At 57.0% G+C, this 22347-nt stretch carries 20 protein-coding genes and 1 pseudogene; 11 read left to right on the top strand and 10 right to left on the bottom strand.

The annotated features are described in order from the left end of the window. The first annotated feature begins 32 nt into the window (after positions 1 to 32). The 5 genes and pseudogenes from AC1RPZ_RS20605 to AC1RPZ_RS20585 all read left to right on the top strand — a co-directional run bounded on the left by AC1RPZ_RS20605 (position 33) and on the right by AC1RPZ_RS20585 (position 5471). Positions 33 to 1049 carry a M14 family metallopeptidase gene (locus AC1RPZ_RS20605; protein WP_493138922.1) on the top strand — a complete coding sequence of 339 codons (1017 nt, stop codon included), beginning with the start codon at positions 33 to 35 and terminating at the stop codon, positions 1047 to 1049. A 36-nt stretch (positions 1050 to 1085) separates the two neighbouring features. Next, positions 1086 to 2432: an OprD family porin gene (locus AC1RPZ_RS20600; RefSeq protein ID WP_493138920.1), complete on the top strand. Its 1347-nt coding sequence runs from the start codon at positions 1086 to 1088 to the stop codon at positions 2430 to 2432. A 99-nt stretch (positions 2433 to 2531) separates the two neighbouring features. Continuing rightward, a pseudogene (locus AC1RPZ_RS20595) lies at positions 2532 to 3551 on the top strand (HAMP domain-containing protein); the annotation flags it as partial. Positions 3552 to 3653: 102 nt separating this feature from the next. Continuing rightward, a complete protein-coding gene (locus AC1RPZ_RS20590; protein WP_493139123.1) occupies positions 3654 to 4418 on the top strand; it encodes a methyl-accepting chemotaxis protein in 765 nt (254 codons plus the stop codon). Positions 4419 to 4529: 111 nt separating this feature from the next. Continuing rightward, on the top strand, positions 4530 to 5471 hold the full coding sequence (locus AC1RPZ_RS20585; protein ID WP_493138918.1) for a class I SAM-dependent methyltransferase: 942 nt from the start codon (positions 4530 to 4532) through the stop codon (positions 5469 to 5471). 86 nt (positions 5472 to 5557) lie between these two features. Here AC1RPZ_RS20585 and AC1RPZ_RS20580 read toward each other — a convergent pair whose 3' ends face one another. Both AC1RPZ_RS20580 and AC1RPZ_RS20575 read right to left on the bottom strand, forming a co-directional pair. Further along, entirely contained in the window at positions 5558 to 6238 is a 681-nt protein-coding gene (locus AC1RPZ_RS20580; protein WP_493138916.1) for a GNAT family N-acetyltransferase, read from the bottom strand. Positions 6239 to 6243: 5 nt separating this feature from the next. Beyond that, the gene (locus AC1RPZ_RS20575) at positions 6244 to 6771 is read right to left on the bottom strand and encodes a DUF3087 family protein (protein WP_493138914.1); all 528 of its coding nucleotides are present in this window, start codon (positions 6769 to 6771) and stop codon (positions 6244 to 6246) included. A gap of 99 nt (positions 6772 to 6870) precedes the next feature. Here AC1RPZ_RS20575 and AC1RPZ_RS20570 point away from each other — a divergent pair, with 99 nt between their 5' ends. Continuing rightward, entirely contained in the window at positions 6871 to 7215 is a 345-nt protein-coding gene (locus tag AC1RPZ_RS20570) for a hypothetical protein (protein WP_493138913.1), read from the top strand. A gap of 185 nt (positions 7216 to 7400) precedes the next feature. Then, positions 7401 to 7784 (top strand): hypothetical protein, encoded by a 384-nt coding sequence (locus AC1RPZ_RS20565; protein WP_493138911.1) that lies wholly within the window; start codon positions 7401 to 7403, stop codon positions 7782 to 7784. Between the two features lie 194 nt (positions 7785 to 7978). Here AC1RPZ_RS20565 and AC1RPZ_RS20560 read toward each other — a convergent pair whose 3' ends face one another. After that, positions 7979 to 8200 (bottom strand): LysR substrate-binding domain-containing protein, encoded by a 222-nt coding sequence (locus tag AC1RPZ_RS20560; RefSeq protein WP_493138909.1) that lies wholly within the window; start codon positions 8198 to 8200, stop codon positions 7979 to 7981. Positions 8201 to 8481: 281 nt separating this feature from the next. Between AC1RPZ_RS20560 and AC1RPZ_RS20555 the strand changes: the two genes are divergently transcribed. The 3 genes from AC1RPZ_RS20555 (at position 8482) to AC1RPZ_RS20545 (ending at position 10992) form a co-directional block, all read left to right on the top strand. Next, complete coding sequence (locus tag AC1RPZ_RS20555; RefSeq protein WP_493138907.1) at positions 8482 to 9009, top strand: zinc-binding dehydrogenase; 528 nt, start codon at positions 8482 to 8484, stop codon at positions 9007 to 9009. Positions 9010 to 9204: 195 nt separating this feature from the next. Then, positions 9205 to 10113 carry an alpha/beta fold hydrolase gene (locus AC1RPZ_RS20550; protein ID WP_493138905.1) on the top strand — a complete coding sequence of 303 codons (909 nt, stop codon included), beginning with the start codon at positions 9205 to 9207 and terminating at the stop codon, positions 10111 to 10113. A 588-nt stretch (positions 10114 to 10701) separates the two neighbouring features. Beyond that, positions 10702 to 10992 (top strand): fructose-bisphosphate aldolase, encoded by a 291-nt coding sequence (locus tag AC1RPZ_RS20545; protein WP_493138904.1) that lies wholly within the window; start codon positions 10702 to 10704, stop codon positions 10990 to 10992. Between the two features lie 173 nt (positions 10993 to 11165). Here the strand turns inward: AC1RPZ_RS20545 and AC1RPZ_RS20540 are convergent, their stop codons facing one another. The 7 genes from AC1RPZ_RS20540 to AC1RPZ_RS20510 all read right to left on the bottom strand — a co-directional run bounded on the left by AC1RPZ_RS20540 (position 11166) and on the right by AC1RPZ_RS20510 (position 21189). Then, the gene (locus AC1RPZ_RS20540) at positions 11166 to 11402 is read right to left on the bottom strand and encodes a DUF7336 domain-containing protein (RefSeq protein WP_493138902.1); all 237 of its coding nucleotides are present in this window, start codon (positions 11400 to 11402) and stop codon (positions 11166 to 11168) included. 24 nt (positions 11403 to 11426) lie between these two features. Further along, positions 11427 to 14144, bottom strand: coding sequence for an RHS repeat-associated core domain-containing protein (locus tag AC1RPZ_RS20535; RefSeq protein WP_493138900.1), 2718 nt, complete (start codon positions 14142 to 14144; stop codon positions 11427 to 11429). A gap of 17 nt (positions 14145 to 14161) precedes the next feature. Beyond that, positions 14162 to 15649: an RHS repeat domain-containing protein gene (locus AC1RPZ_RS20530; protein ID WP_493138898.1), complete on the bottom strand. Its 1488-nt coding sequence runs from the start codon at positions 15647 to 15649 to the stop codon at positions 14162 to 14164. Between the two features lie 172 nt (positions 15650 to 15821). Continuing rightward, positions 15822 to 16370: a cupin domain-containing protein gene (locus AC1RPZ_RS20525; protein WP_054598121.1), complete on the bottom strand. Its 549-nt coding sequence runs from the start codon at positions 16368 to 16370 to the stop codon at positions 15822 to 15824. Positions 16371 to 16710: 340 nt separating this feature from the next. Next, entirely contained in the window at positions 16711 to 18009 is a 1299-nt protein-coding gene (locus AC1RPZ_RS20520) for an NAD(P)/FAD-dependent oxidoreductase (protein ID WP_493138896.1), read from the bottom strand. 52 nt (positions 18010 to 18061) lie between these two features. Beyond that, positions 18062 to 19552, bottom strand: a complete 1491-nt coding sequence (locus tag AC1RPZ_RS20515; RefSeq protein WP_493138895.1) for an aldehyde dehydrogenase — start codon at positions 19550 to 19552, stop codon at positions 18062 to 18064. A 260-nt stretch (positions 19553 to 19812) separates the two neighbouring features. Continuing rightward, positions 19813 to 21189, bottom strand: coding sequence for a glutamine synthetase family protein (locus tag AC1RPZ_RS20510; protein WP_262116820.1), 1377 nt, complete (start codon positions 21187 to 21189; stop codon positions 19813 to 19815). Between the two features lie 280 nt (positions 21190 to 21469). Here AC1RPZ_RS20510 and AC1RPZ_RS20505 point away from each other — a divergent pair, with 280 nt between their 5' ends. Continuing rightward, positions 21470 to 22246: a gamma-glutamyl-gamma-aminobutyrate hydrolase family protein gene (locus tag AC1RPZ_RS20505; RefSeq protein ID WP_493138892.1), complete on the top strand. Its 777-nt coding sequence runs from the start codon at positions 21470 to 21472 to the stop codon at positions 22244 to 22246. Positions 22247 to 22347 lie beyond the last annotated feature (101 nt).

Raw genomic sequence — 22347 nt, 5'->3', positions numbered from 1 at the left:
CAAGCGGAAGCTATTGTCTGTCGGAGACCGAAATGAAGACCCTTGAACAAGTTCGTGCGTCCCTGAAACCGTACCCGGTGGAGGTTGAATTCCCCGATATCCGCCAATGGAAAACCGGTAACTGCGGGGTCGACTACGTCCACAGCTTCGACAGTGGAATACCAGGGCCGCACGTGATGATCATGGCGCTGACCCATGGCAACGAAGTCAGCGGCGCTATTGCGGTGGACGCGTTCCTGCGAAGTGGCTTGCGCCCTCGCCAGGGCCGTTTGAGCCTGGGCTTCGGCAACGTCGAGGCATACCACCGCTTCGATCCACAGAACATCGACGCGACCCGTTATCTGGACGAAGACATGAACCGGGTCTGGCTACCCTCGAAGCTCGACAGTGAGCAGAACTCCATCGAACTGCGCCGGGCCCGCGAGTTGCGCCCCGTCATTGACAGCGTCGACCTGCTGCTGGACATCCACTCGATGCATGAAGAGTCCGCACCGCTGATGATGTGTGGTGCACGCACTAAAGGCCTGGAGTTCGCCGCAACCCTGGGTGTGCCGGCAACGGTCATCGTCGATGCGGGTCACGCCAACGGTCGTCGCATGCGTGATTACGATGATTTCAACAATGCCGCCAGCAAGAAGAACGCACTGCTGATCGAGACCGGTCAGCATTTTTCGCAACACAGCCGGCAGGTCGCACTGGATGTGGCTGCGCGCTTTCTGATCACCACCCAGGCGGTGCGTGAAGAAGACGTCGCACAGTTTCTCAGCACCAGCAAACCCGGGCCTCAGCGCTTCCTCCAGGTCACCGAGCCGATTGTCGCCAACAGTATGGATTTCAACTTTGTCGAGGACTTTCGCGGCCTGGAGCTGATCGCGCGTTCTGGAACGGTCATCGCTCGGGATGGCGATCAGGAAATCGTCACGCCTTATGACAACTGCGTGTTGGTCCAGCCGTCGCTCAGGCATCTCAGCCCAGGCGTCACCGTCGTAAGACTGGCCAGAGTGCTCGACCTCCCGCACTACCACCCGTCCTCGCACATCTCGCTCTAACACCCCTTGCCCTTATTACGACTGGAGACGCGTTGAATGAAAAAGATGCCATGGATCATCATGATGGGCGCTGGTACCGTCAGTCCGCTCATGAGCGGATGGGTGCAAGCCGCTGGGTTCATCGAGGACAGTAAGGCCAACCTGACCTTGCGTAACTTTTACATCAGTAACGATACCCGCAACAGTACTACGCCGAACATCAAGGAGTGGGCGCAGGGCTTCATGCTCAATTATCAGTCTGGTTTCACCCAAGGCACGGTCGGCTTTGGCGTCGATGCGCTTGGTTTGTTGGGCATGAAACTGGATTCGGGTGGTGCTGCGACCAAGGCCGACCGCGATCGTACTCCGGGTGTATTGGAGCCTCTGGACAACGGTAGGCCGGTCGATGAATACAGTAGCCTCGGGCTGGCGGCCAAGATGAAACTTTCCAAAACCGAATTTCGCTACGGAACTCTGCAGCCGAAACTGCCGGTCATGTATGCCAACGACGGTCGTTTGCTGCCACAAACTTTTGAGGGCGGCCAGGTCACCAGCAATGAAATCGAGCATCTCACGCTGGTCGGCGGTCGGCTGGAACACGCCAAGGGCCGGGCATCCACCGATAATCAGGCGCTGTCGATCGGTGGCGCGGGCAATGTGCGTGGCACCAGCAACCTGCAACGCAGCAACGCCTTCTATTACGCCGGTGGCGATTACCAGGTCAGCAAAAACCTGCTCACCCAGTACTACTACGGCGAACTCGAGGACTTTTACCAACAACACTTTTTTGGCCTCACCCACACGCTACCGCTGCCGGTAGGCTCGTTCAAATCGGATCTGCGCTATTTCGTGAGTGATTCGAACGGCAAGAACGGCAGTGCTGCTGGCCGCGCCGAGGGTTACACCAGCACCGGCTACTACGGCAACGGAGTCACTCGCGGCGAGGTTGATAACAACCTGTTCAGCTCATTGTTCACCTACAGCCTGGCCGGTCACGCGTTCAGCCTCGGTTACCAAAAATCCTCGGGGGATAGCGCCATGCCGTTCATCAACCAAGGCGATGGTGCCAGCGTTTATCTCAACACCGATCGCCTGGTGGGCAACTTCACTCGTGCTGGAGAACGAACCTGGATCGGCCAGTACGCTTATGACTTTGCCGCCCTCGGAGTGCCGGGGCTGACCAGTACGGTGTCCTACTACAAGGGCGATCAGATCGCTTCGGCGGTCGGTGGACTCAAAGAGTGGGAACGTGACCTGATCGTCGCCTACGTACTGCCCGACGGCCCGCTCAAGGGATTGGGCGTGACCTGGCGCAACGGCACTTATCGCAGCCAGGCGGCGACCGGCACCGCCGATGCCGACCATAACCGACTGATGCTCAGCTATAGCTTGCCGCTGTTCTGATTCCTCTGATTTGAAAACACCCAATGCCTGCGGGGGCACTCGGCTGCCCGCAGGTTTTACTCGGCTCGTTCATAGTCGACTTATCGAGGAAGTGTGCCGATGAAAGGCCTGGGTTTCAGTCACAAAATATTGATCGCCGCCGCCCTGATCGTCATCTTGGCATTCAGCGCTTTCATCTACGTCAGCGACTATCGGCAGCGGCAAACCTTGCGCGGCGATGTTGACGCGAAGTTACAGCAGTTGGGCATGCTGACCGCCCACGATATTCAGGCATGGCTGGAAAGTCGCATGCAGTTGATCCAGACGCTGGGTCAACGGCTCAACGTTGAGGGGACGGATAAGGCCAGCCTCCTCAAGGCCATCGACTTGCCGGTCTATGCAGAAAACTTTCAGCTGATTTCATACGGTGGCAGCGACGGCTCGATGTTTTCATTGCCGCAAAGCGTGCGTGCTGCCGACTACGACCCCAGGGTGCGTAGTTGGTACAAGGCGGCGCAAGACAGGCAACAAACCGTGTTTACCGAACCCTATGTCGCGGCGTCTTCGGGAAAACTGGTGATGACCGTGGCGACGCCCGTGAAGTATCAAGACCGTTCCGGTGTGGCCTGTGCCAACCTGTCCCTCGACGCCTTGAGCAAGATGATCAACACCCTGGATTTTGGGGGGCATGGTTACGCCTTCATCGTCAGCGCCGACGGCAAGGTGCTGGTCCATCCGGACAGCCAGTTCATCCTCAAGGACCTCAAGGAAGTCTTCCCACAGAGTACGCTTTCGCCCACTCCGGGCGTCCGCGAAATCCAGACCGGCGGCGGCTCGCAGTTCATCTCATTCACCCATGTCGATGGTGTGGCTTCGGCCGATTGGTACGTGGTGATGGTCATCGACCAACAGGCTGCGTTCTCGATGCTGGGTGAGTTGCGTACCCTGGCGATCACCACCACGTTGATTACGGTCGCCATCATCATCCTGTTGCTCGGCGTGTTGATCCGTTGGCTGATGCGGCCGTTGCACGCCATGGGACGAGCATTGGAAGACATCGCAAAGGGTGAGGGCGACCTGACTCAGCGCCTGCCAATCCATTCCAGTGATGAGTTCGGTGCACTGGCACAGTCGTTCAACCGTTTTTTAGAATTCATTCAAGGATCAATTCGCGACGTGGCGGGCACCAGTGCTCGTCTCAATCAAGTCGCGACGTTGGTGACCCGGGTGTCGAGCACTTCGATGAGCAATTCAGATGAGCAAGCGGCACGCACCGAGAGCGTGGTATCAGCCATCCATCAACTGGGCGCGGCGTCTGCTGAAATCGCCCGCAATGCAGCGCTGGCGTCGCGGAGTTCCAGCGACGCCCGGCAGCTGGCCGATGACGGTCAAAACGTCGTCGAAACGACCATCGAGGCGATCAATCGACTGTCGAGAAATATCGACAAGTCGCGTATCACCATCGAGAACCTCGCCACCCAGACTGCCGGCATCGGGCAGATTCTTGAGGTCATCACCAGCATATCGCAACAAACCAATCTGCTGGCGTTGAACGCCGCCATTGAGGCTGCACGCGCAGGGGACGCAGGCAGAGGCTTTGCCGTGGTTGCCGATGAAGTGCGCAACCTGGCGCACCGCACTCAGGACTCGGCGCAACAAGTGCACACCCTGATCGAGCAGCTGCAAGTCGGCGCGCAAGCCGCCGTGGTGACCATGACCGAGAGCCAGCGCGAGAGCGAAACCAGCGTTACGGTAGCCAACCAGGCGGGGGAACGTTTGGGCCGGGTTGCCCTGCGCATCGGTGAAATAGACGCGATGAACCAGTCTGTCGCGGCGGCCACAGAGGAGCAAACGGCGGTGGTGATTTCGATCAATGACGACATAGCGCAGATCGATGCTTTGAACCGTCACGGCGTGGCGAACTTGCATTCGACGTTCGAGGCCTGTGCTGATCTTGAGCGTGAGGCAGTCAGGCTGCAGCACTTGGTGACGCATTTCAAAATATGACGGTTTGCGGCGTCGGGGCCTGACGTATTGCTTAAACGCTCTGCCGTGTAGAGCCACTGGCGCCACAATTGTGGTTAAAATGCCACCCCTTCAAATTGCCGGCCCTGCCCGATGAACCCTGACGCCCTCTCCACCCTGCACCTCCATTTGCTGACGGCTCTGGCAGCTGTGCCCGACGAAACCCGTCGGCTGTTCCACGGCCGTGGTCGGTGCTGGCCGGGTCTGGAACAACTGACCGTCGACTGGCTGCAGGGCGTGGTGCTGGTCTCGCTGTTCAAAGACCCTGACCCGACGCAACTGGAGGCATTGAAGCAGCTGCTGATGGAAATCACGCAGTCGCCTGCATGGGAAAAGTCCGGCGCTCATACGCTATTGCTGCAACACCGCTATCTGCCGCAAAGCACCACCGAGTGGCTACTGGGGGAAATGATCGAGGCATTGACGATCACCGAGGGCGGCCTGCGTTATCGCGTGGACCTGGGTCAGAAGCAGAACAACGGTCTGTTTCTCGACATGCGCTACGGTCGCAATTGGGTGCGGGACAATGCCCACGGCAAGCGCGTCTTGAACCTGTTTGCCTACACCTGCGGGTTTTCGGTGGCCGCCATCGAGGGTGGCGCAGAGCATGTCGTCAACCTGGACATGTCCCGCGCGGCCCTGAGCCGTGGCCGCGACAATCACCGGCTGAATGGACATGACCTGAGCAAGGTGAGCTTTCTCGGCCATGACCTGTTCAAGTCCTGGGGCAAGGTGATCAACGGCGGGCCTTACGATCTGGTGATCATCGACCCGCCGTCTTTCCAGAAAGGCAGCTTTCTGCTGACCAAGGATTATCAGCGCGTGTTACGCCGCCTGCCGGAACTGCTCAGCAGCCATGGCGTCGTACTGGCCTGCATGAACGACCCGGCCTTTGGCTCGGACTTCCTGATCGACGGCGTCACCCGCGAAGCCCCGAGCCTGCGCTTCGAACAACGCCTGGAAAACCCACCGGAATTTCCCGATGTCGACGCTGAGAGCGGCTTGAAGGCGTTGGTGTTCAGGCAGGCTGATTGACTGCTGATTGCTGGCCCCTCTGCCGCGCCATCCAGTCAGTCATTTGATTTTGAGGAGCAACCGGGTGAAGCCGTATGCACTGCGGTCTATCCAAGACGCTCGCGCACAAAAGCCTTGGCTTTGCCCGTCATCTGATCCAGATGCCGATCACGCTGTTTTTCGGCATCGAGCATCGCCCGCTTTCCATGTCTTTGCAGCAGATAGGTATGGATCTGCCGCACTTCTGTCGAGCTGTAGATCGGCGCGGTGTCCAGCACGCCCATCAAGCCGCCGGTGCTGTGGTCACGGGTATTCATCAGCACCTGAGGACCACGCGCACCCAACACCTGAAACCCCAACGATTCGAACCAGGCAACCTTGCCGACAGCGCACGTCAGCTCGACATGCGGGTATCGGCCAACCATTTCCTGCACCATCGCCCGTGCGACACCCCGACGCCGATGACTGGCTTGCACCGCCATATAGGCTACGCCACACGCCTCGGGATCGTCCTTGACCGGCAGATACAGCAAAAAGCCGATGACCTTCGAAGGGTCCTCGTCGTCCATTGCGACGATCAGTTCGACAGCAATCCCTTTCGACCCACCGAGAGCCTCCAGGTAGAGATGAACCTCGTAACCGATAGCGTATTGATACACGCTATACAGAGGGTTGCTCGGCGCGATAGCCACCGTGCTGATATCGGTTAAATAGTCGACGACCATCTGCAGGATCTGGTCGTTAATAGTCTCGGAGCACGGGGTTTCAAAGTGGGTGATCGTGAACATCGAACTCATGCCTCCTTCGTCTTCACTGCCGCCAGCCATTCAGGATTCAACTGATTCTGCTCAGTCTCGATCCCCAGCGCTTCCAGGCTCGCCTTGTGCTGATCGATCTCGCGAGTCATTTGGCTGAGGCTGCTGGTGTTGCCGTCCAGTTGGTGCATCTGCGTGAGTCCCAGGTGATAAAAGCGCAGCAACTTCATCGCGCTCGGGTTACCGGCCTGCACCGCATCAGTAACGTGATGCATGACGTTGGTGATGCTCATCAGGCTACGCTTGAGCTGCCAACCGTAAACCGCCGCCGCCATCCACGGTTGGGACCAGCCTTTGATTTTCATCAGCGCTGCGCTGACGACGACGGCGGCGATGACACCGCCCAGGTTGAAGCGAAAATTGTCGCCGCCGGGTTCGCCGAACAGCATCACGGCCAGGGTGGACAGCGTCATCGCCAGCAGGATGAAGGTCACGGCAATAATCACGGTGCTGCGGCGCGTCTGCTGTCGAAAGACTTCGGGGTTCCACGGCTTGATCTCGAACATCACGGCAGCGCTCTTTTGCTAAGTTGATTACAGGATTACGCGGCATTATCGCCCGTAGAGCCCGATACAGACACGCTTAATGAACAGGATGATTCAACCATGCGCGCACTGATGACGACGTTCGGCCGTTTACTGGATCAGGGTTTCAACAAGGAAGTCTTCGATAACCTCAGAAATCTGCTGATGTGCGCCCTGCTGCTGGCGGTCGGCACCGACGCACTTCACTCGCCGCCTTCGCCGATTTTCCACCTGTTTGGCAGCTGGCTCGCAGGCTGGGGCCTGATCGGACTGGCGGTGATCCTGATGCTGCTGAACATGTGCGATGGCCTGAGAAAACTTGCCAACACCCGCTACCACTTGAGCCTGCAAATCGTGATTTGCCTGCTCTATGTGGTGCTGGCGTTCAGGATTGTAGAGATTGTCTGGAACTACCGGGCGACCTGAGTCAACGGAAACGCAAAGGGGCCGAACACTGAGGCCGTTGGCTATTTAAGCAGCGGCTCCCTAGAACTTTTCCCTATTTATCGGTCTATGTGGATACGCACATCCGCTCGGTAAGCACGAACCCGCAGGTTTCCCGCAGCCAGATGGCCACACGTCCAATTGTCAATCAGAGGGTGTCTTCGCTTATGAAATTCCATGACCCACGGATGGTGCTCTTCGGCCTGTTCGCGTTCGCGGCAGTGGGCTCGGCATCAGCAACACAGATGAAGACCTCAACCCCTGTTTTCGCAACTGAAGTCGCAGCCGTTCAGGCTCCGGTCCAGACTGCCGGCAACCCTTGGCCGACCTTGGCCAGTATGGCCGGCAAGCAGCCAGGGCCATTGCTTGCCCATGACGACCGATACTGGCATGACGGCCGTTGGCACGATCGTAGAGACGATTGGCGCCGAGACAACTGGCGTAGAGAGCAAGCCCGCCGAGAAGCCGAACGCCATCGTGATTGGGAGCGCCACCATGATCGGGACATGCGGCACCGCTACGAGGACGATCACCGCTACTATCGTCGCTAGCGTGAAATACCGGGACAGACCACGATTTCAAAAACCGCTGAAATTGTGGTCTATCTCCAAATCAAACTCATGGCCCCGCCTCGTGCTGCCGGGAAGGTGGCTCCGATGATGACCTGCATGCCCGGCGCTGGTGACACGCTGTCGAAGATTACTTGAAACGCGACACGCAGCAGCCGCAGCCAAGTCAGGCGCAACTATTTTGTGTGGGTTGCGTGATCTTCGAACGCGCAGACGATGCCATCAATCATTGCGGCGATGCGCGCGGTATGCCGAAGGTCTTGATGCGTGACGAGCCAGACTTCGTAGACCGCCCCACGTGCGGGTTCCGGCCATATCTGTACGAGGCCGTCGTGTTCAGCCAGATGTATCGGAAGCTCACCGATGCCGAGGCCGGCCTTTACCGCAGTACGCAGCATCAGGCTGGAATTGAAGGTCGATACGATGCGCCCCGCGTGTATGGGTTCGCCTGCAAGCGTCGGTGATCGATTACCGGTCCTCCAGATCGGCGAGCTGGTGTGCGCACTGATTCCCGGCGGTGGCTACGCAGAATATGCAGTCGCGGACGCCTGCAACACGATGCCTATCCCCAAAGGCCTGACGTTGGTGGAAGCGGGGGCCATGCCCGAAACGTTGATGACGGTATGGCTGAACGTTTTCCAGCGCGGCAAGCTGGTTACTGGTGAATCGGTGTTGATCCATGGCGGCGCGTCAGGTATCGGTACCACGGCGACCCTGCTGGCGAAGGCATTCGGCGCTTCGGGAGGCCAGCCTGGCGCTAGGCGCGGACCTCGCGATCAATTACCTCGAGGAAGATTTCGTCGCCGAAACCAAGCAGGCCACCGATGGAAAAGGCGTCGATGTGATCCTCGACATCATTGCCGGCGACTACGTGCAGAAAAACTATGACGTCGCCGCCATGGACGGCCGGATCCTTCAGGTGGGTGTGATCAAGGGCCCGGCGAAGGACCTCGACGTCGTACCGATGATGATGAAACGTCTAACGCATATGGGCTCAACCTTGCGATCGCGCACCTCCGCGGAAAAGGCGACCATCATGAGTGAACTCGAACAGCAGGTCTGGCCGCACATCGAGATCGGCAAGATCAAGCCGGTTATCTACAAGACCTTTGCGCTTGCCGACGCTCGCGGCGCGCACGAGCTGATCGATTCCGGCACACACTTTGGAAAAATTGTCCTGACGACAGGTGCCGATCTCATTGGCTAAAACCCGGCTTGCCGCGAAAGCGGCAAGCCGCTTGCCGGTTTCGTGGTGGACTTGACGTACAAGCGTTACTTTTAAAGGTCGTTGGTGGATGGGGCATGTCGATTATGTGCACCTTGCTCCGTGGTCAATTCTCACCGCCAAGCTACCCTTCCATTAGCTCGAACACCTTCCACGCGCCCCTCTGGAGACACCGTCATGATCCGTGTCCTGTTGACCGCTTTTATGCTACTTGCTCTCAGCATCCCGGCACATGCTCAGGTGACGCCATTTCCTGCCTCCTTTCGTATTCAGAACATCCCTGTAGAAGGCTTCACACTCTATGTTCGGGTCGGCGGCAAGGGGCCGGCCGTGGTGCTTCTGCATGGTTTTGGCGATACCGGCGACATGTGGGCGCCCCTGGCTGCCGATCTGGCCCAGGATCACACGGTCGTGGTGCCGGACCTTCGCGGCATGGGCTTGTCGTCGATCCCGAACAGCGGCTATGACAAAAAGACCCAGGCGGGCGACATCCGTACAGTGCTGGCAGCGCTGGGTATCGAACATTCGGTGGTCATCGGCCACGATATCGGCACCATGGTCGCCTACGCCTACGCCGCGCGTTATCCGCAGCTTACGGATCGTCTGGTAGTGATGGATGCGCCCGTGCCGGGCATTCCGCCCTGGAACGACATTGTCCGCTCACCGATGCTTTGGCACTTCGACTTCGGCGGCCCGGATGCTGAACGCCTGGTGGCCGGTCGTGAACGAATCTACCTGGACCGGTTCTGGAACGAATTCGCGGGCGATCCCGCCAAGGTGGATGAAGAAACCCGTCAGCATTACGCCACGCTTTATGCCCGCCCGCGTGCCATGCGGGCAGCCTTCGCCCAGTTCCGCAGCATTCGTCAGGATGAGGTCGACAACAAAGCGTCGATGGCGACACGACTGACCATGCCCGTGTTGGCTATCGGTGGTGAAAAATCCTTCGGAGCCAATGAAGCAATCGTGATGCGCAACGCAGCGGACAAGGTCACCGAAGTGGTGATTCCGGGGGCAGGACATTGGCTGATGGAAGAGGCGCCGACGCAGACCATTGCGGCGATTCGCGACTTCATCGCACAGTGACGGGGCGCAGCGCATAAAAAATCCGATGCCCGTTCAGGCATCGGATTTTGATTGGCTGCGATCAGGACGCTGGGGTCGCCTGGCGAGCCGTTCAATTAGGGAAATACCGGGACAGAGCACGATTTCAAAAACTACTGAAGTCGCAGGCTGTCCCAAATCCATAACGCCCACGCTATCGGCAAGGAGCTGCCGAAGGCTCGGGCCGCGTTCGGACGATCTTTTGATTTTCAGCTCCGAAACTCTTGTAGGAATCCACCCACCGTGGCGAGGGAGCTTGCTCCCGCTGAGCTGCGAAGCGGCCCCAAACCCTGCAACCAATCTCCTCAGACACTCCGCAGCGCCCGGTTTACGACGAGTACGCCGCCGAACGGGGGCAAAATCCCTCACCACAATGGCCACGTGGGCGTCCTACAGCTCGGTTGCGAGCGCCAAAGTGGGCGCTTATATTCGACCCGTCGCTGACATTGTCGACGACAGGGGTTCGCAGCCCTAAAGAGAAAAGCACCAGTATCGTCAGGCACGACACAGCCGGTTTCCGTCTGTGAATGGGTTATGACGGTTGTGATTTATCTTTTTAGGATTAACACCATGACGACTCAACACCCGCCCCACCGCTTCACCCCCTGCTCCCAATTCGCCACCGACCATCCCGTGCTGTACATCGACAGCGACGCCCCGCTACGCGACCTCCACGCCTGCGTCAGCGAACGCCTCAACGCCGTCCTCAAATACCTCAACCTCATGGCCTGCACCAGCCTCCCCGACTACGCCGAGAACGACATCAACACCGTCACCAACATCGCTCGGATCCTGGTTCAGGATATTGCTGACGTGTTTGGGGTGATTGAGCGGCGTGGACTTGATAAACCTAAGAGCTAGTAATCTGCTTTCAGCCGTAAAAAAACCGCATTGCTGCGGTTTTTTTGATCCGGCGGTTGCAGAAACTGAGTGCAACACCGCTATTGAATTGAAGCGAGAGCGGCATGATGGATTCCCATCGCCTCTGTAATCACTTCAATTGGGCATTTAGACTTTTCCTAGAGTAGCTTCAATTATTCATGATCTTCGCCCGGAGTATAGGTGAAAAAGCCTTCAGTCCAATGGTCTTTTCCCAACTGATATTCCTCAATGAAAAAGCCTTCTTTAGTCTCAAAGAACCCAGCTTTAAGACTTGCTCTTTCTACCGCTTTTTCAGCCGACTCTTTAGAGTCATAGACACCTATAAATTTAATATCTTCTTGCCCGCCGGGTAACTCATGCGTGTGCGTAACTATATAAACAACAGCCATATGGCTATCTCCGTTATTTTGGGGTCACTCGAATGAACGATCACCCCATTTCCTTATTTTGCTATGTTCGGAAGCCGGCCCTTTGTCGTAGCCACCTTCACCATATTTGCTGCCCAAAAGTCGATCTGCAAAGTCCTTTCCAGACTCACCTTTGAACGGCCTTTCCCCTTTTGCCCAGCTAGGTACGTCTTTGGCGCCATCTTTTCCTGAAACACCAGCTTTAGGTTTTTTTTCCTCTTTGGCATCGGCCGCAGATTCATTGAATAGCCTGTCCCCGAGATACCAACCCAACCCGGCGCCCAGGCCTGCACCAATTGCGCCACCAATAACAGTCCCTACACCTGGGCATACAAATGTGCCAGCTGCAGCGCCCGCTTCGGCACCGGGGATCAAAAGTGCGCTTTGCCCTGTGGGGTCAACGTACTTAAGGGGATTGCCTTCCACGTAGGTATAGGTGTTGAGGCCGCCATTCAGCCCAATCGGATCACTTTCGACATAGCGCCCCGTTTCCGGATCGTAATCCCGGAAATAGTTATAGTACAGCCCACTCTCAGCATCGTAATACTGGCCAGGAAAACGGAGGTTCAAGGTCAGACTGCCGCTGGCTTCTCCAAAACCAAAGGCGTCGGATTTCCATTGCCATACGGTGTGCTGACTGGCGTTGGTGACGATACGCGGCGTGTTGAGATGGTCACTGTGGATATAAAACGGGCTGCGGTTGGCGAGTGCACCTGTCGCATCGTAAATAACGCTTACTCCACCTAATGGCAGGCCATCGAGCCAGACATAGTATTGACTCGTCAGCTTTTTGCCGTCGCTGCCAAACAGGGTTTCGCCCAGCAATTGCCCATCAGGCCCGTAGAGGAATGCAGTTACACCTTGTGGGGTGATTTTCTGGATGCGTTGGCCCAGAGCGTTGTAGCGAAACTCGGCCAGGGTCAGGTCGCCGCTTTTCACGCGGGTCAGGCGATTTTGTTCATCGTAGGTCAATTGACGATCAGCGCGGTCCTGGGTCAGATTGCCTGCCGCATCAGCGATTACCACTTGGTCGTCGATTTGGGTCAACCGGTTATTGCTGGCGCCATACCGGTACGTCGTGACGGCACTGTCTTGCACCTTGCCTTCGATTAGAGGCGTGAGGGTTTTGTCGGTGCGGTTGCCCACAGCATCATAGCTGAAGGTTTGCTGCTGACTGGCATTTGCATCTTCTGTCAGACGATCCAGCGCGTCGTAGCGGTAGTTCAACTCGCCGAGCAGGCTACTTTGTATTTGGGTGATGTTGCCGTTGGCATCGTAGTCATACAGGTTGCTCCAGCCGGCGACGGTTTGCGCTGTCAACTGATAGTCCTGGTCATAGCTGCGCTGAAGCGTGGCGCCGTTGGCCCAAGTCAGGCTTTGAAGCGGGCCAAAGGGGAGATAAGCAAGGTCGCTGGCGAAGCCGATCGGCTCATCTGCGCCAACTCGCATTTGCACCTGGCTGACTTGCCCGGCGGAGTTGCGCAGATAGTCGATGCTGAAGCCTGTCGGGTATTCGATACGACTCAGTCGATTGGCTCCGTCGTACCCATAGCCGAGGATATCGGGCCGAGTGACTTCCTCCGCAGGCAGAATATGACGTTGTACTGTGAGGTTGCGTTGCTCGTCGTAGGTGTAACTCAGCACGCCACTGCTGTCTTCTATCCCAGTCAATCGGCCGATGCCTTTGTTGCCTTCGGCAATGCCGTCGTAGTGAAACCAGGTATCCAATTCTGGGTTCGCCGGATAACGGCGAGCGGTCAAACGATTGAGGGCATCGTACGTGAACGACGTGACTACGCTGCGAGCATCGGTCTTTTGTGTGATGTTGCCAGCGGCATCATATTGGTAGGTGTTGGTGCCACTGTCGGGGCTGATCAGATGAGTCAGATTGCCGAGGCCGTCATATTGATATCGAGTGATCACTCCGCGCGGGTCGTTGACTTGTGTGAGGTTGTCTTGGGCGTCGTATTCAAAACGAGTGGTACCGTTTAATGGGTCAGTGTCCTTCACCAACCGGTCGAGCGGGTCATAGGCTCTGCTATTGCTGTCATTGCGAGGATTGGTAGCGACGGTGGGATTATCGTTCAGGTCGTATTGCAGGCGACGGGTTTGGCCAGCAGCCCCCACTGAGTGCAGCAATCGGCCCAGTTCGTCATACACCCATCGATGCTGTTTTGTCAGATTACCCGCACTGTCTTTCAGTCGTGTCGCGGTGCGATTACCCATGGGATCAAGATCAAACTCAGCTTGCTCCCCCAGGTTATTGGCGATACGCGTGAGCCGCCTGGCGTCGTCCCAAGTGTAGGCTAGCCAGCTATCGTCACCACGGATCAGCTTTGTAATGTCACCGACAGCATTGTGCTCGAACCGTGTGGTGTTATTGGCCGTACTTATTGATGTTAACCAGCCTTGCGGTGCATGGGTCAGGGTGGTGGCGACACCATTGGGATCGACAAGGGTTTGTGGGTTACCCATAAAATCGAAATTCGAAAGCTCAGTGATGTGCCCAAGCGCGTTAATGACGCGTGTCAGATGTCCTTTCGCGTTGTATTCGTAGCGAGTGATGTCATTTACATCGGTTCGGGGTCCATCCGAGGACTCGATCAGGCCTTTAGCGTTGTAGGTGAAAGACCAACTGCGCTCTGCAGCTTGCGAAAATGGTGCGACAAAAGTTGTGCTCAGGGCGAGCGCTAACAGACTGGCCCGAAATATCGGCTTTTGCATGATCAGATCCTTCTGAATCAGCGTGAAGTTACGGTTTGACTGAGTTGTCGTCCTTGAGCGTCGTAGGTGTATTGGATGAGCCGGTCCGGTTCGGTGATGCGGACGGGAGAAAATAAAGTCGGGTGCCATTCGGTGACAATAGTTCTGGAGTCGGGCGTTCCACTGGCTTCTGTGCGGGAGGTTTCCAGGCCACGATCATTGTGGGTATAGATTGTTACGTTGCCGTTGTTGTCTGTTTTTGTTTCGAGGTGGCCGCGATCATCGTAAGTAAAGTTCGAATTGCTATCAGGGCAGTTAGCGGAAGGCATACCTTCGATGGACTTAACACGCTTGACGCCCTCAACCAACTCAAATGTATAACGGGTCTTTCCGCCCAGTTCATTAGTGACCGTTGACGAGCCGTCCGCGTTATAGCTGACCGAGATTTTTTCTGCGCCTCCGGAGTGCTCACTTGAAATAGCGCGCCCTCGTTCATCGTAAGTCCATGTGGCATAACGTACCCCACGTTCATCGGCAATTCCGGTCAGGAGCCTGCTGTCTTTGGGGTCTTGATAAAAGTATTGTTTCTTCTCCGTGTGATTCGGATAAGTCTTGATCATTGAAATAAATTGTTTGTAATCATTGTAATAATAGCGAACTTTAACCCTTTCCGTCGTCACACTGAGCGGCTGCTTTTTCGTATCTTCAGTAAATTGTAATGTGGCACCAAATGCATCCGTGACGGTTGCAAACTTATCTGCATAGGTAATGTTTAGGGTGCTGCCTGATTTTAGAAGCTTGATTAATCTTCCGTCCTCATCAAATTCTAGCAAGCGACTATTGGGCGATTGATAGCTCCAGCGATTTGACAGATTAATGAGCTTTCCTGTCTCTGGTGATTTAGGTTCGTAGGACTCCCCTTTTTTTTCAAAAAAAGACCGATTTCCATCGTTATGGATAAGGGTGATCAAATTTTCTTCAACGCTGAGTCTGGATGAATAGCTATGCGTCCACAGCCCATCAACACTTTTATAAAACCTTAAGAATTCAAGTGGGTTTGTACTGGAATTTAGAGTCGAGACAGAAACGTCCTTTTCGGTTTGTAGCTTATAGCCTGTTGCAAAATTTATTGGGTTTCCCGCGATACTGGAGGGGCAACTATTATCAATGCCTTGGTGTTCGCACTGCCCAGATGACGTGTTGAATATTCGATCATCCGTGCAAATCTTTCCAAGGCGGACAATCGAAACGGCTCCGTAAGAGTCATCTATGGGGTCGCGACCAAATATCATATGGCAGTGCCAAGTGTTTTCGTACTCTGTTGCTACTGGTGAGGTGTAGTTCCATGCCCTGTCATTTTCTTGATATAGCCATCTGCAAGCCAATTCGGGAGAGGGTTGCTTTTCTTGAAGGTGGTATGGAACATCACCTTCGTAAATTTTCCAATAGTATTCTTCTGCGAATGATTCACGACTTGCAATCAGCGTCAAAAATAAAAATAGGGCGCAGTATCTTGTGATTAACATATAGACCTTCCTTGGTCATTATTGATGTTGCTGGGTACTCATTACTTTTATAGCAGGCCGAAGGGCTACCTGTGCTGCTTAGAAATAAAATGTCAATATTAAACTTTTGCTGACATCTGCCCCGCCAACACCCGTAACAGATCCAAAAAGCCCACCAAAGCCGCTTTCGCCATCAAAAATTCGCCGGCGTATTCGCACTAATAATCTCAGCCTCATCCGCCCCAATATTCCGAAACCGATGCGGCAGCGTCGTCGGAAAGTAGTACCCATCACCGGCATTCAGCACACTGATCTGCCCATCCACGGTCAACTCAACCGTGCCCCGGGTAACGAGCCCGCATTCCTCACCCTCTACGTGCACAATCGGCTCTTCGCCAGAGCTGGCACCTGGCGCGTATTGCTCGCGCAACAGCCGCATCTGCCGACTCGGCACCGAAGCGCCAATCAGCAACAACCGCAGGCCATCACGGCCCAGGTCGGGCTGCTCGTTGGCGCGGAAGACGTATTTGTGCTCTTGGGGCGGCTGATCGAAGGTGAAGAAGTCCGCCAAAGACATGGGAATGCTTTCGAGGAGTTTTTTCAGGGAACTGACGGAGGGACTGACGCGATTCTGTTCGATCAGGGAGATGGTGGCATTGGTGACGCCGCTACGCCGGGCCAGCTCGCGCTGGGACAGTTTGTAGCTTTCGCGTACTAATTTGAGTCGTGAGCCCGTGTCCATGACAGCCTTATGCGAGAAATACTTAAGGGTTATGGGGGTGGATGGCGGGCGACTTTTGGCCGCGAAAAACACCGCTTCCCTGTCCCAGAAACGTGAAAGGCGGCTATTAAATCACGTTTGTTGGTGTTGCTCAGCAGGTTCGATAAATGGTCGGGTAAAAAGGCCTTTGGGCCTGATACCAATCGATTCAGAGCCGTAAATTGTGGGAGCGAGCCTGCTCGCGATAGCGGTGTGTCAGGCGACATCGATGGCGACTGGTATGGCCTCATCGCGAGCAAGCTCGCTCCCACATGGACTGCGCCAGCGGCACCTCTTTGGGGTGGCCGCCGGGAATGTTTCGCTAGATACCGAAACGGTCACGCATGGCGTAGTACGCGGCGCCCATGGCGGTGAGCGGTGCCTGGAAGGTGCGGCCGCCGAACATGGGCATGTGCGGCAACGAGGCGAAGGCGTCGAAGCGTTCGGCGTCGCCGCGGATCATTTCCGAGATCAGTTTGCCGGCCAGGTGCGAACAGGTGACGCCGTGGCCGCTGTAGCCTTGCATGTAGTAGGCGTTTTTCTCGATACGGCCGAATTGCGGCATGCGTGACATGGTCAGCAGGAAGTTGCCGGTCCAGCGGTAGTCGATCTTCACGTCCTTCAGTTGCGGGAAGGTCTTGAGGATTTTTGGCTTGATCAGTTGCTCGATGTCGTCCGGTTCGCGCGCACCGTAGACCACGCCGCCGCCGTACAGCAGGCGGTTGTCGGCGGTCAGGCGGTAGTAGTCGAGCAGGTAGTTGCAGTCTTCGACGCAGTAGTTGTGGGTGATCAGGCTCTTGGCGACTTTGGCCGACAAGGGTTCGGTGACCACGATTTGTGAACCGCACGGCATGCTTTTGCGCGTGACGCGGTTGTCGAGGTCTTGAGGCAGGTAGGCGTTGCCGGCGATCAGCAGGTACTTGGCCCGCACCACGCCTTTGGCGGTGCGCACGGTGATCGGCTCGCCGTAGGTGATTTCCACCGCTGCCGATTGCTCGTAGATCTTGCCGCCCAGGCCAATGATCGCCGAGGCTTCACCGAGTGCCAGGTTCAGCGGGTGGATGTGGCCGCCCTGCATGTCCAGCAGGCCGCCGACGTAGTTGTCGCAACCCACTTCGCGAGCGATGTCTTTGGCGTCGAGCATTTGCAGGTTCTGGTTGCCATAGCGCTCCCAGCTGCTTTTCTGCTCGGCCAGGCCTTTGAGCTGCTTCTTGTTCAGCGCCGCGAAAATACCGCCGGGCTTGTAGTCGCACTTGATGTCGTATTGCTTGATGCGCGAACGGATGATGTCTGCGCCTTCGAAGATCATGCTGCCCAGTACTTCGGCAGTCTTGTCGCCATAACGCTGTTCGATGACATCGACGTCGCGGCTGTAGGAGTTGACCAGTTGACCGCCGTTGCGACCGCTGGCGCCGTAGCCGACCTTGGCGGCTTCCAGCACGGTGACGCTGTAGCCCGCCTCACTGAGGAACAGGGCCGACGACAAACCGGTGTAGCCCGCGCCGATGACGCAGACATCGCACTCGACCAGTTCTTCGAGCACCGGAAAATCGATAGTCTCGTTGCGGGTCGCGGCGTAGTAGCTGTTTACATGATTTTGTTTAACAGAGCTTTGCTTCATAAATTTCTCCGATGGCCGCAGGCACACGCCTGCGACCGCCGTTGTCGATGTGTTAGAGCTTGATCCAGGTCGCTTTGAGTTCGGTGTACTTGTCGAACGCATGCAGCGATTTGTCCCGACCGTTACCCGACTGCTTGAACCCGCCGAACGGCGCGGTCATGTCGCCACCGTCGTACTGGTTCACCCAGACACTGCCGGCGCGCAAGCCGCGAGCGAAGGTGTGGGCCTTGCTCAGGTTGCTGGTCCAGACCCCGGCCGCCAGACCGAAGAGGCTGTCGTTGGCGATCTGCAGCGCTTCTTCAGCCGTGTCGAAGGTGATGAGCGACAGCACCGGGCCGAAGATTTCTTCCCGAGCGATGGTCATGGCGTTGGTCACGCCGTCGAAAATCGCCGGTTCCACGTACAGGCCGCCGGTGTCTTCGAGGGTGCGATTGCCTCCCGCGATCAGCTGAGCGCCCTGCTGTTTGCCGATTTCGATGTAGCGCAGCACATTGTCCAGTTGGCGCTGATCGACCACTGCACCAACGGTGGTGGCTGGATCGAGGGCATGCCCCGGCTTCCAGGCTTGCAGTGCTTCCACCAGCAGCGGAATGAACGGCTCGCGAATCGAGCGCTCGACCAGCAAACGCGAGCCCGCGGTGCAGACTTCGCCCTGGTTGAAGGCAATCGCACTGGCCGCAGCTTGAGCTGCCGCACGCAAATCCGGCGCGTCGGCAAACACCACGTTCGGGCTTTTGCCACCAGCTTCCAGCCAGACACGTTTCATGTTGCTTTGCCCGGCGTAGATCAGCAGTTGCTTGGCAATCGCCGTCGAGCCGGTGAAGGCCAGCACGTCGACGTCCATGTGCAACGCCAGCGCCTTGCCGACGGTGTGGCCGAAGCCCGGCAGGACGTTGAACACGCCTTTCGGGATGCCCGCGTCCAGCGCCAGTTGAGCAATACGGATCGCCGTCAGCGGTGACTTTTCCGAAGGCTTGAGGATGAACGAGTTACCCGCTGCCAGGGCCGGGGCGAACTTCCAGCTGGCCATGATCAACGGGAAGTTCCACGGCACGATGGCCGCGACCACGCCCGACGGTTCACGGGTGATTAAGCCCAACTGATCGTGCGGTGTCGGCGCGACTTCGTCGTAGAGTTTGTCGATCGCCTCGGCGCTCCAGCGGATCGCGTTGGCGGTCGCTGGAATATCGATGGCCATGGAGTCGCTGATCGGCTTGCCCATATCGAGGGTTTCCAGCAGCGCCAGTTCTTCCTGGTTCGCCAGAATCAGATCGGCGAAACGAATCAGGATCCGCTTGCGCTCGGCCGGGGCCAGTTTGGCCCAGACGCCGGACTCGAACACGCGGCGCGCAACCAACACCGCCGCATTCGCGTCGGCTTCGTCGGTGCTGGCGACGTTCGCCAGAAAGCGACCGTCCACCGGGCTCATGCATTCAAACGTGTCGCGGCTGAGTGCCGAGCAGTATTGGCCGTCAATGAATGCCCGACCTTCTATTGATAAGGACTGAAAGCGTTGCTCCCAGTCGCTGCGAGTAATTGCCATTGAAGTGACTCAACGCAGAGAGATAAGTAGTCGTCGGACTAAGGCCTGTCGGTTAAGGATCAGAAAACTGCGGTCACTGTGGGAGCGAGCTTGCTCGCGATGGGGCCATCACCTTCAGCATTGATGGCGACTGATCCACCGCTATCGCGAGCAATCGAGCGTCGACCGGCTGCTCCCACAGGGGATTGGCGGTGGACACATGCTCTGTGTACATCACTAATCTCGCAGGTTTTTCACCTTAAATGACGGGCTTTAGCCAATCAGACCGTGTGCAAGTACCAGTTGTACTCAAGGTCCGAGATGGAGTTCTCGAACTCGGCCAGCTCGCTTTCCTTACACGCCACGAACACGTCGATGTACAGCGGGTCGATGTACTTGGCCATGACTTCGCTGTCGTCCAGCTCGCGCAGTGCATCGCGCAGGTTGTTCGGCAGGCTCTGTTCGTTCTGCTCGTAGCTGTTGCCTTCGACCGGTGGGCCAGGCTCGATCTCGTTGGTCAGGCCGTGGTGAATACCGGCCAGCACCGAGGCCATCAGCAGGTATGGGTTGGCATCGGCGCCGGCAACGCGGTGTTCGATGCGCACGGAGTCAGCGGAACCGGTTGGCACACGGACCGCCACGGTGCGGTTATCGATGCCCCAGCTCGGCGAGTTCGGCACATAGAACTGTGCGCCGAAACGACGGTACGAGTTGACGTTCGGGCAGAGGAAGGCCATCTGCGCCGGCAGGGTCTCGAGCACACCGCCGATCGCGTGACGCAGTGCGGCGTTCTGCTCGGGATCCTCGCTGGCAAAGATGTTGTTGCCTTCTTTATCGAGGATCGAAATGTGCACGTGCAGACCGTTACCCGCCTGGCCCGGATACGGCTTGGCCATGAAGGTGGTGTCCATCTCATGGTCGTAGGCGATGTTCTTCACCAGACGCTTGAGCAGTACTGCGTAATCGCAGGCCTTGATCGGGTCGGAGACGTGATGCAGGTTGACTTCGAACTGCGCCGGCGCACTTTCCTTGACGATCGCGTCGGCCGGAATGCCCTGCTCTTTCGCGCCTTCGAGAATGTCTTGCAGGCAGTCGACGTATTCGTCGAGGTCGTCGATCAGGTACACCTGGGTCGACATCGGACGCTTGCCGGAGACCGGCGAGCGTGGCGACTGCGGACGACCGTTCACGTTGTCCTGGTCGATCAGGTAGAACTCCAGTTCGAACGCGGCGCAGATGGTCAGGCCCATGTCGTCGAACTTGCGCACCACATTGGCCAGCACTTCACGCGGGTCGGCGAAGAACGGCTGGCCTTCGAGTTCGTGCATGGTCATCAACAGTTGCGCGGTGGGGCGCTTCTGCCAAGGCTCGATGCTCAGGGTGCCGGGAATCGGGTAGCAGATTCGGTCAGAGTCACCGATATCCAGGCCCAGGCCTGTGCTTTCCACTGTTGAGCCGTTGATATCCAGGGCAAACAGCGAGGCTGGGAGGTTAATGCCTTTTTCGTAAACCTTATGAAGACTGGTGCGCTCGATGCGCTTGCCGCGCACCACACCGTTCATATCCGCAATCAGAAGGTCGACGTACAAAACCTCAGGATATTTCTTAAGGAATGCGTTTGCTTCGTTGAGTTGAACGGTACGCAGAGGGACCGACATGATGCACCTATTAGCTGTTAATTATTATGTTCACTGCACTTTCACGAGCCCAGTCAATCCGAAAGGCAAAGTGAAGTCAATAGCGAACACTTGACCTTTCAGCGTTATTTTTAGGGCCTTTTTAGGGCGCATGAGTGCCACATCAGCTTTTTAGCGAGCAAAAATCCTGAACATCGGACGTACGGCGTTTAGAATTTTTTACATGAGAGTTGTTAATTAAAATCAACGAGGCTAAGCTCCGGAAAAGCTCGTTCAAGTGTGAAACTTCGAGGTGATAAAAATGGCACTCAAGCCATTGATCGGCGTTACTGCGTGCGTCAAACAGATTGGCCTGCACCCCTACCACGTCAGCGGCAACAAGTACTTGCGTGCTGTCAGCGTCGCGGCGTTGGGGCTGCCGGTGGTCATTCCTTCCTTGGGCGATCTGACCGAGATCGATGAGCTGCTCGCGCATCTCGACGGTTTGCTGCTGACCGGCTCGCCTTCGAATGTGGAACCCTTCCACTATCAAGGCCCCGCCAGCGCACCCGGCACGGCTCACGATCCTGCCCGGGACAGCACCACCCTTCCCTTATTGCGTGCAGCGATTGCCGCCGGCGTTCCGGTGCTCGGTATCTGTCGCGGCTTTCAGGAAATGAACGTGGCGCTCGGTGGCAGCCTGCATCAGAAGGTCCACGAACTGCCCGGCATGCTCGATCACCGGGAAGCGGATCATCCGGATCTGGCGGTGCAGTACGCACCGGCTCATGCGGTCACCGTGCAACCGGGTGGCGTGTTCGAAGCGCTAAATCTGCCTCCGGTGTTCCAGGTCAATTCGATTCACAGTCAAGGCATCGACAGACTTGCCCCCGGCCTGCGCGCCGAAGCCATCGCTCCCGATGGCCTGATCGAAGCCTTCTCTGTTGATAGAGAGACGGTCGAGCACAGCAAGGCCTTCGCCCTCGGCGTGCAATGGCACCCGGAATGGCAGGTCCTGACCAACCCTCCCTACTTGAGTATTTTCCAGGCGTTCGGCGATGCGTGCCGGCAACGGGCGGCGCGGCGTAATACGCGCTGACTGACGACCTCAAACAGCACTCAACGATTTAACTGCCCCCGTGAGCCCGGCGGGTGCGCCCGTGCGCGCCAGCCATTCACGAATACAACACAACGCTAGAA

This window comes from Pseudomonas sp. GW822-FHT02D10, from assembly GCF_058802345.1.
Note: the sequence above shows the minus strand (reverse complement) of the source record. Positions and strands in the feature narration are given on the sequence as shown.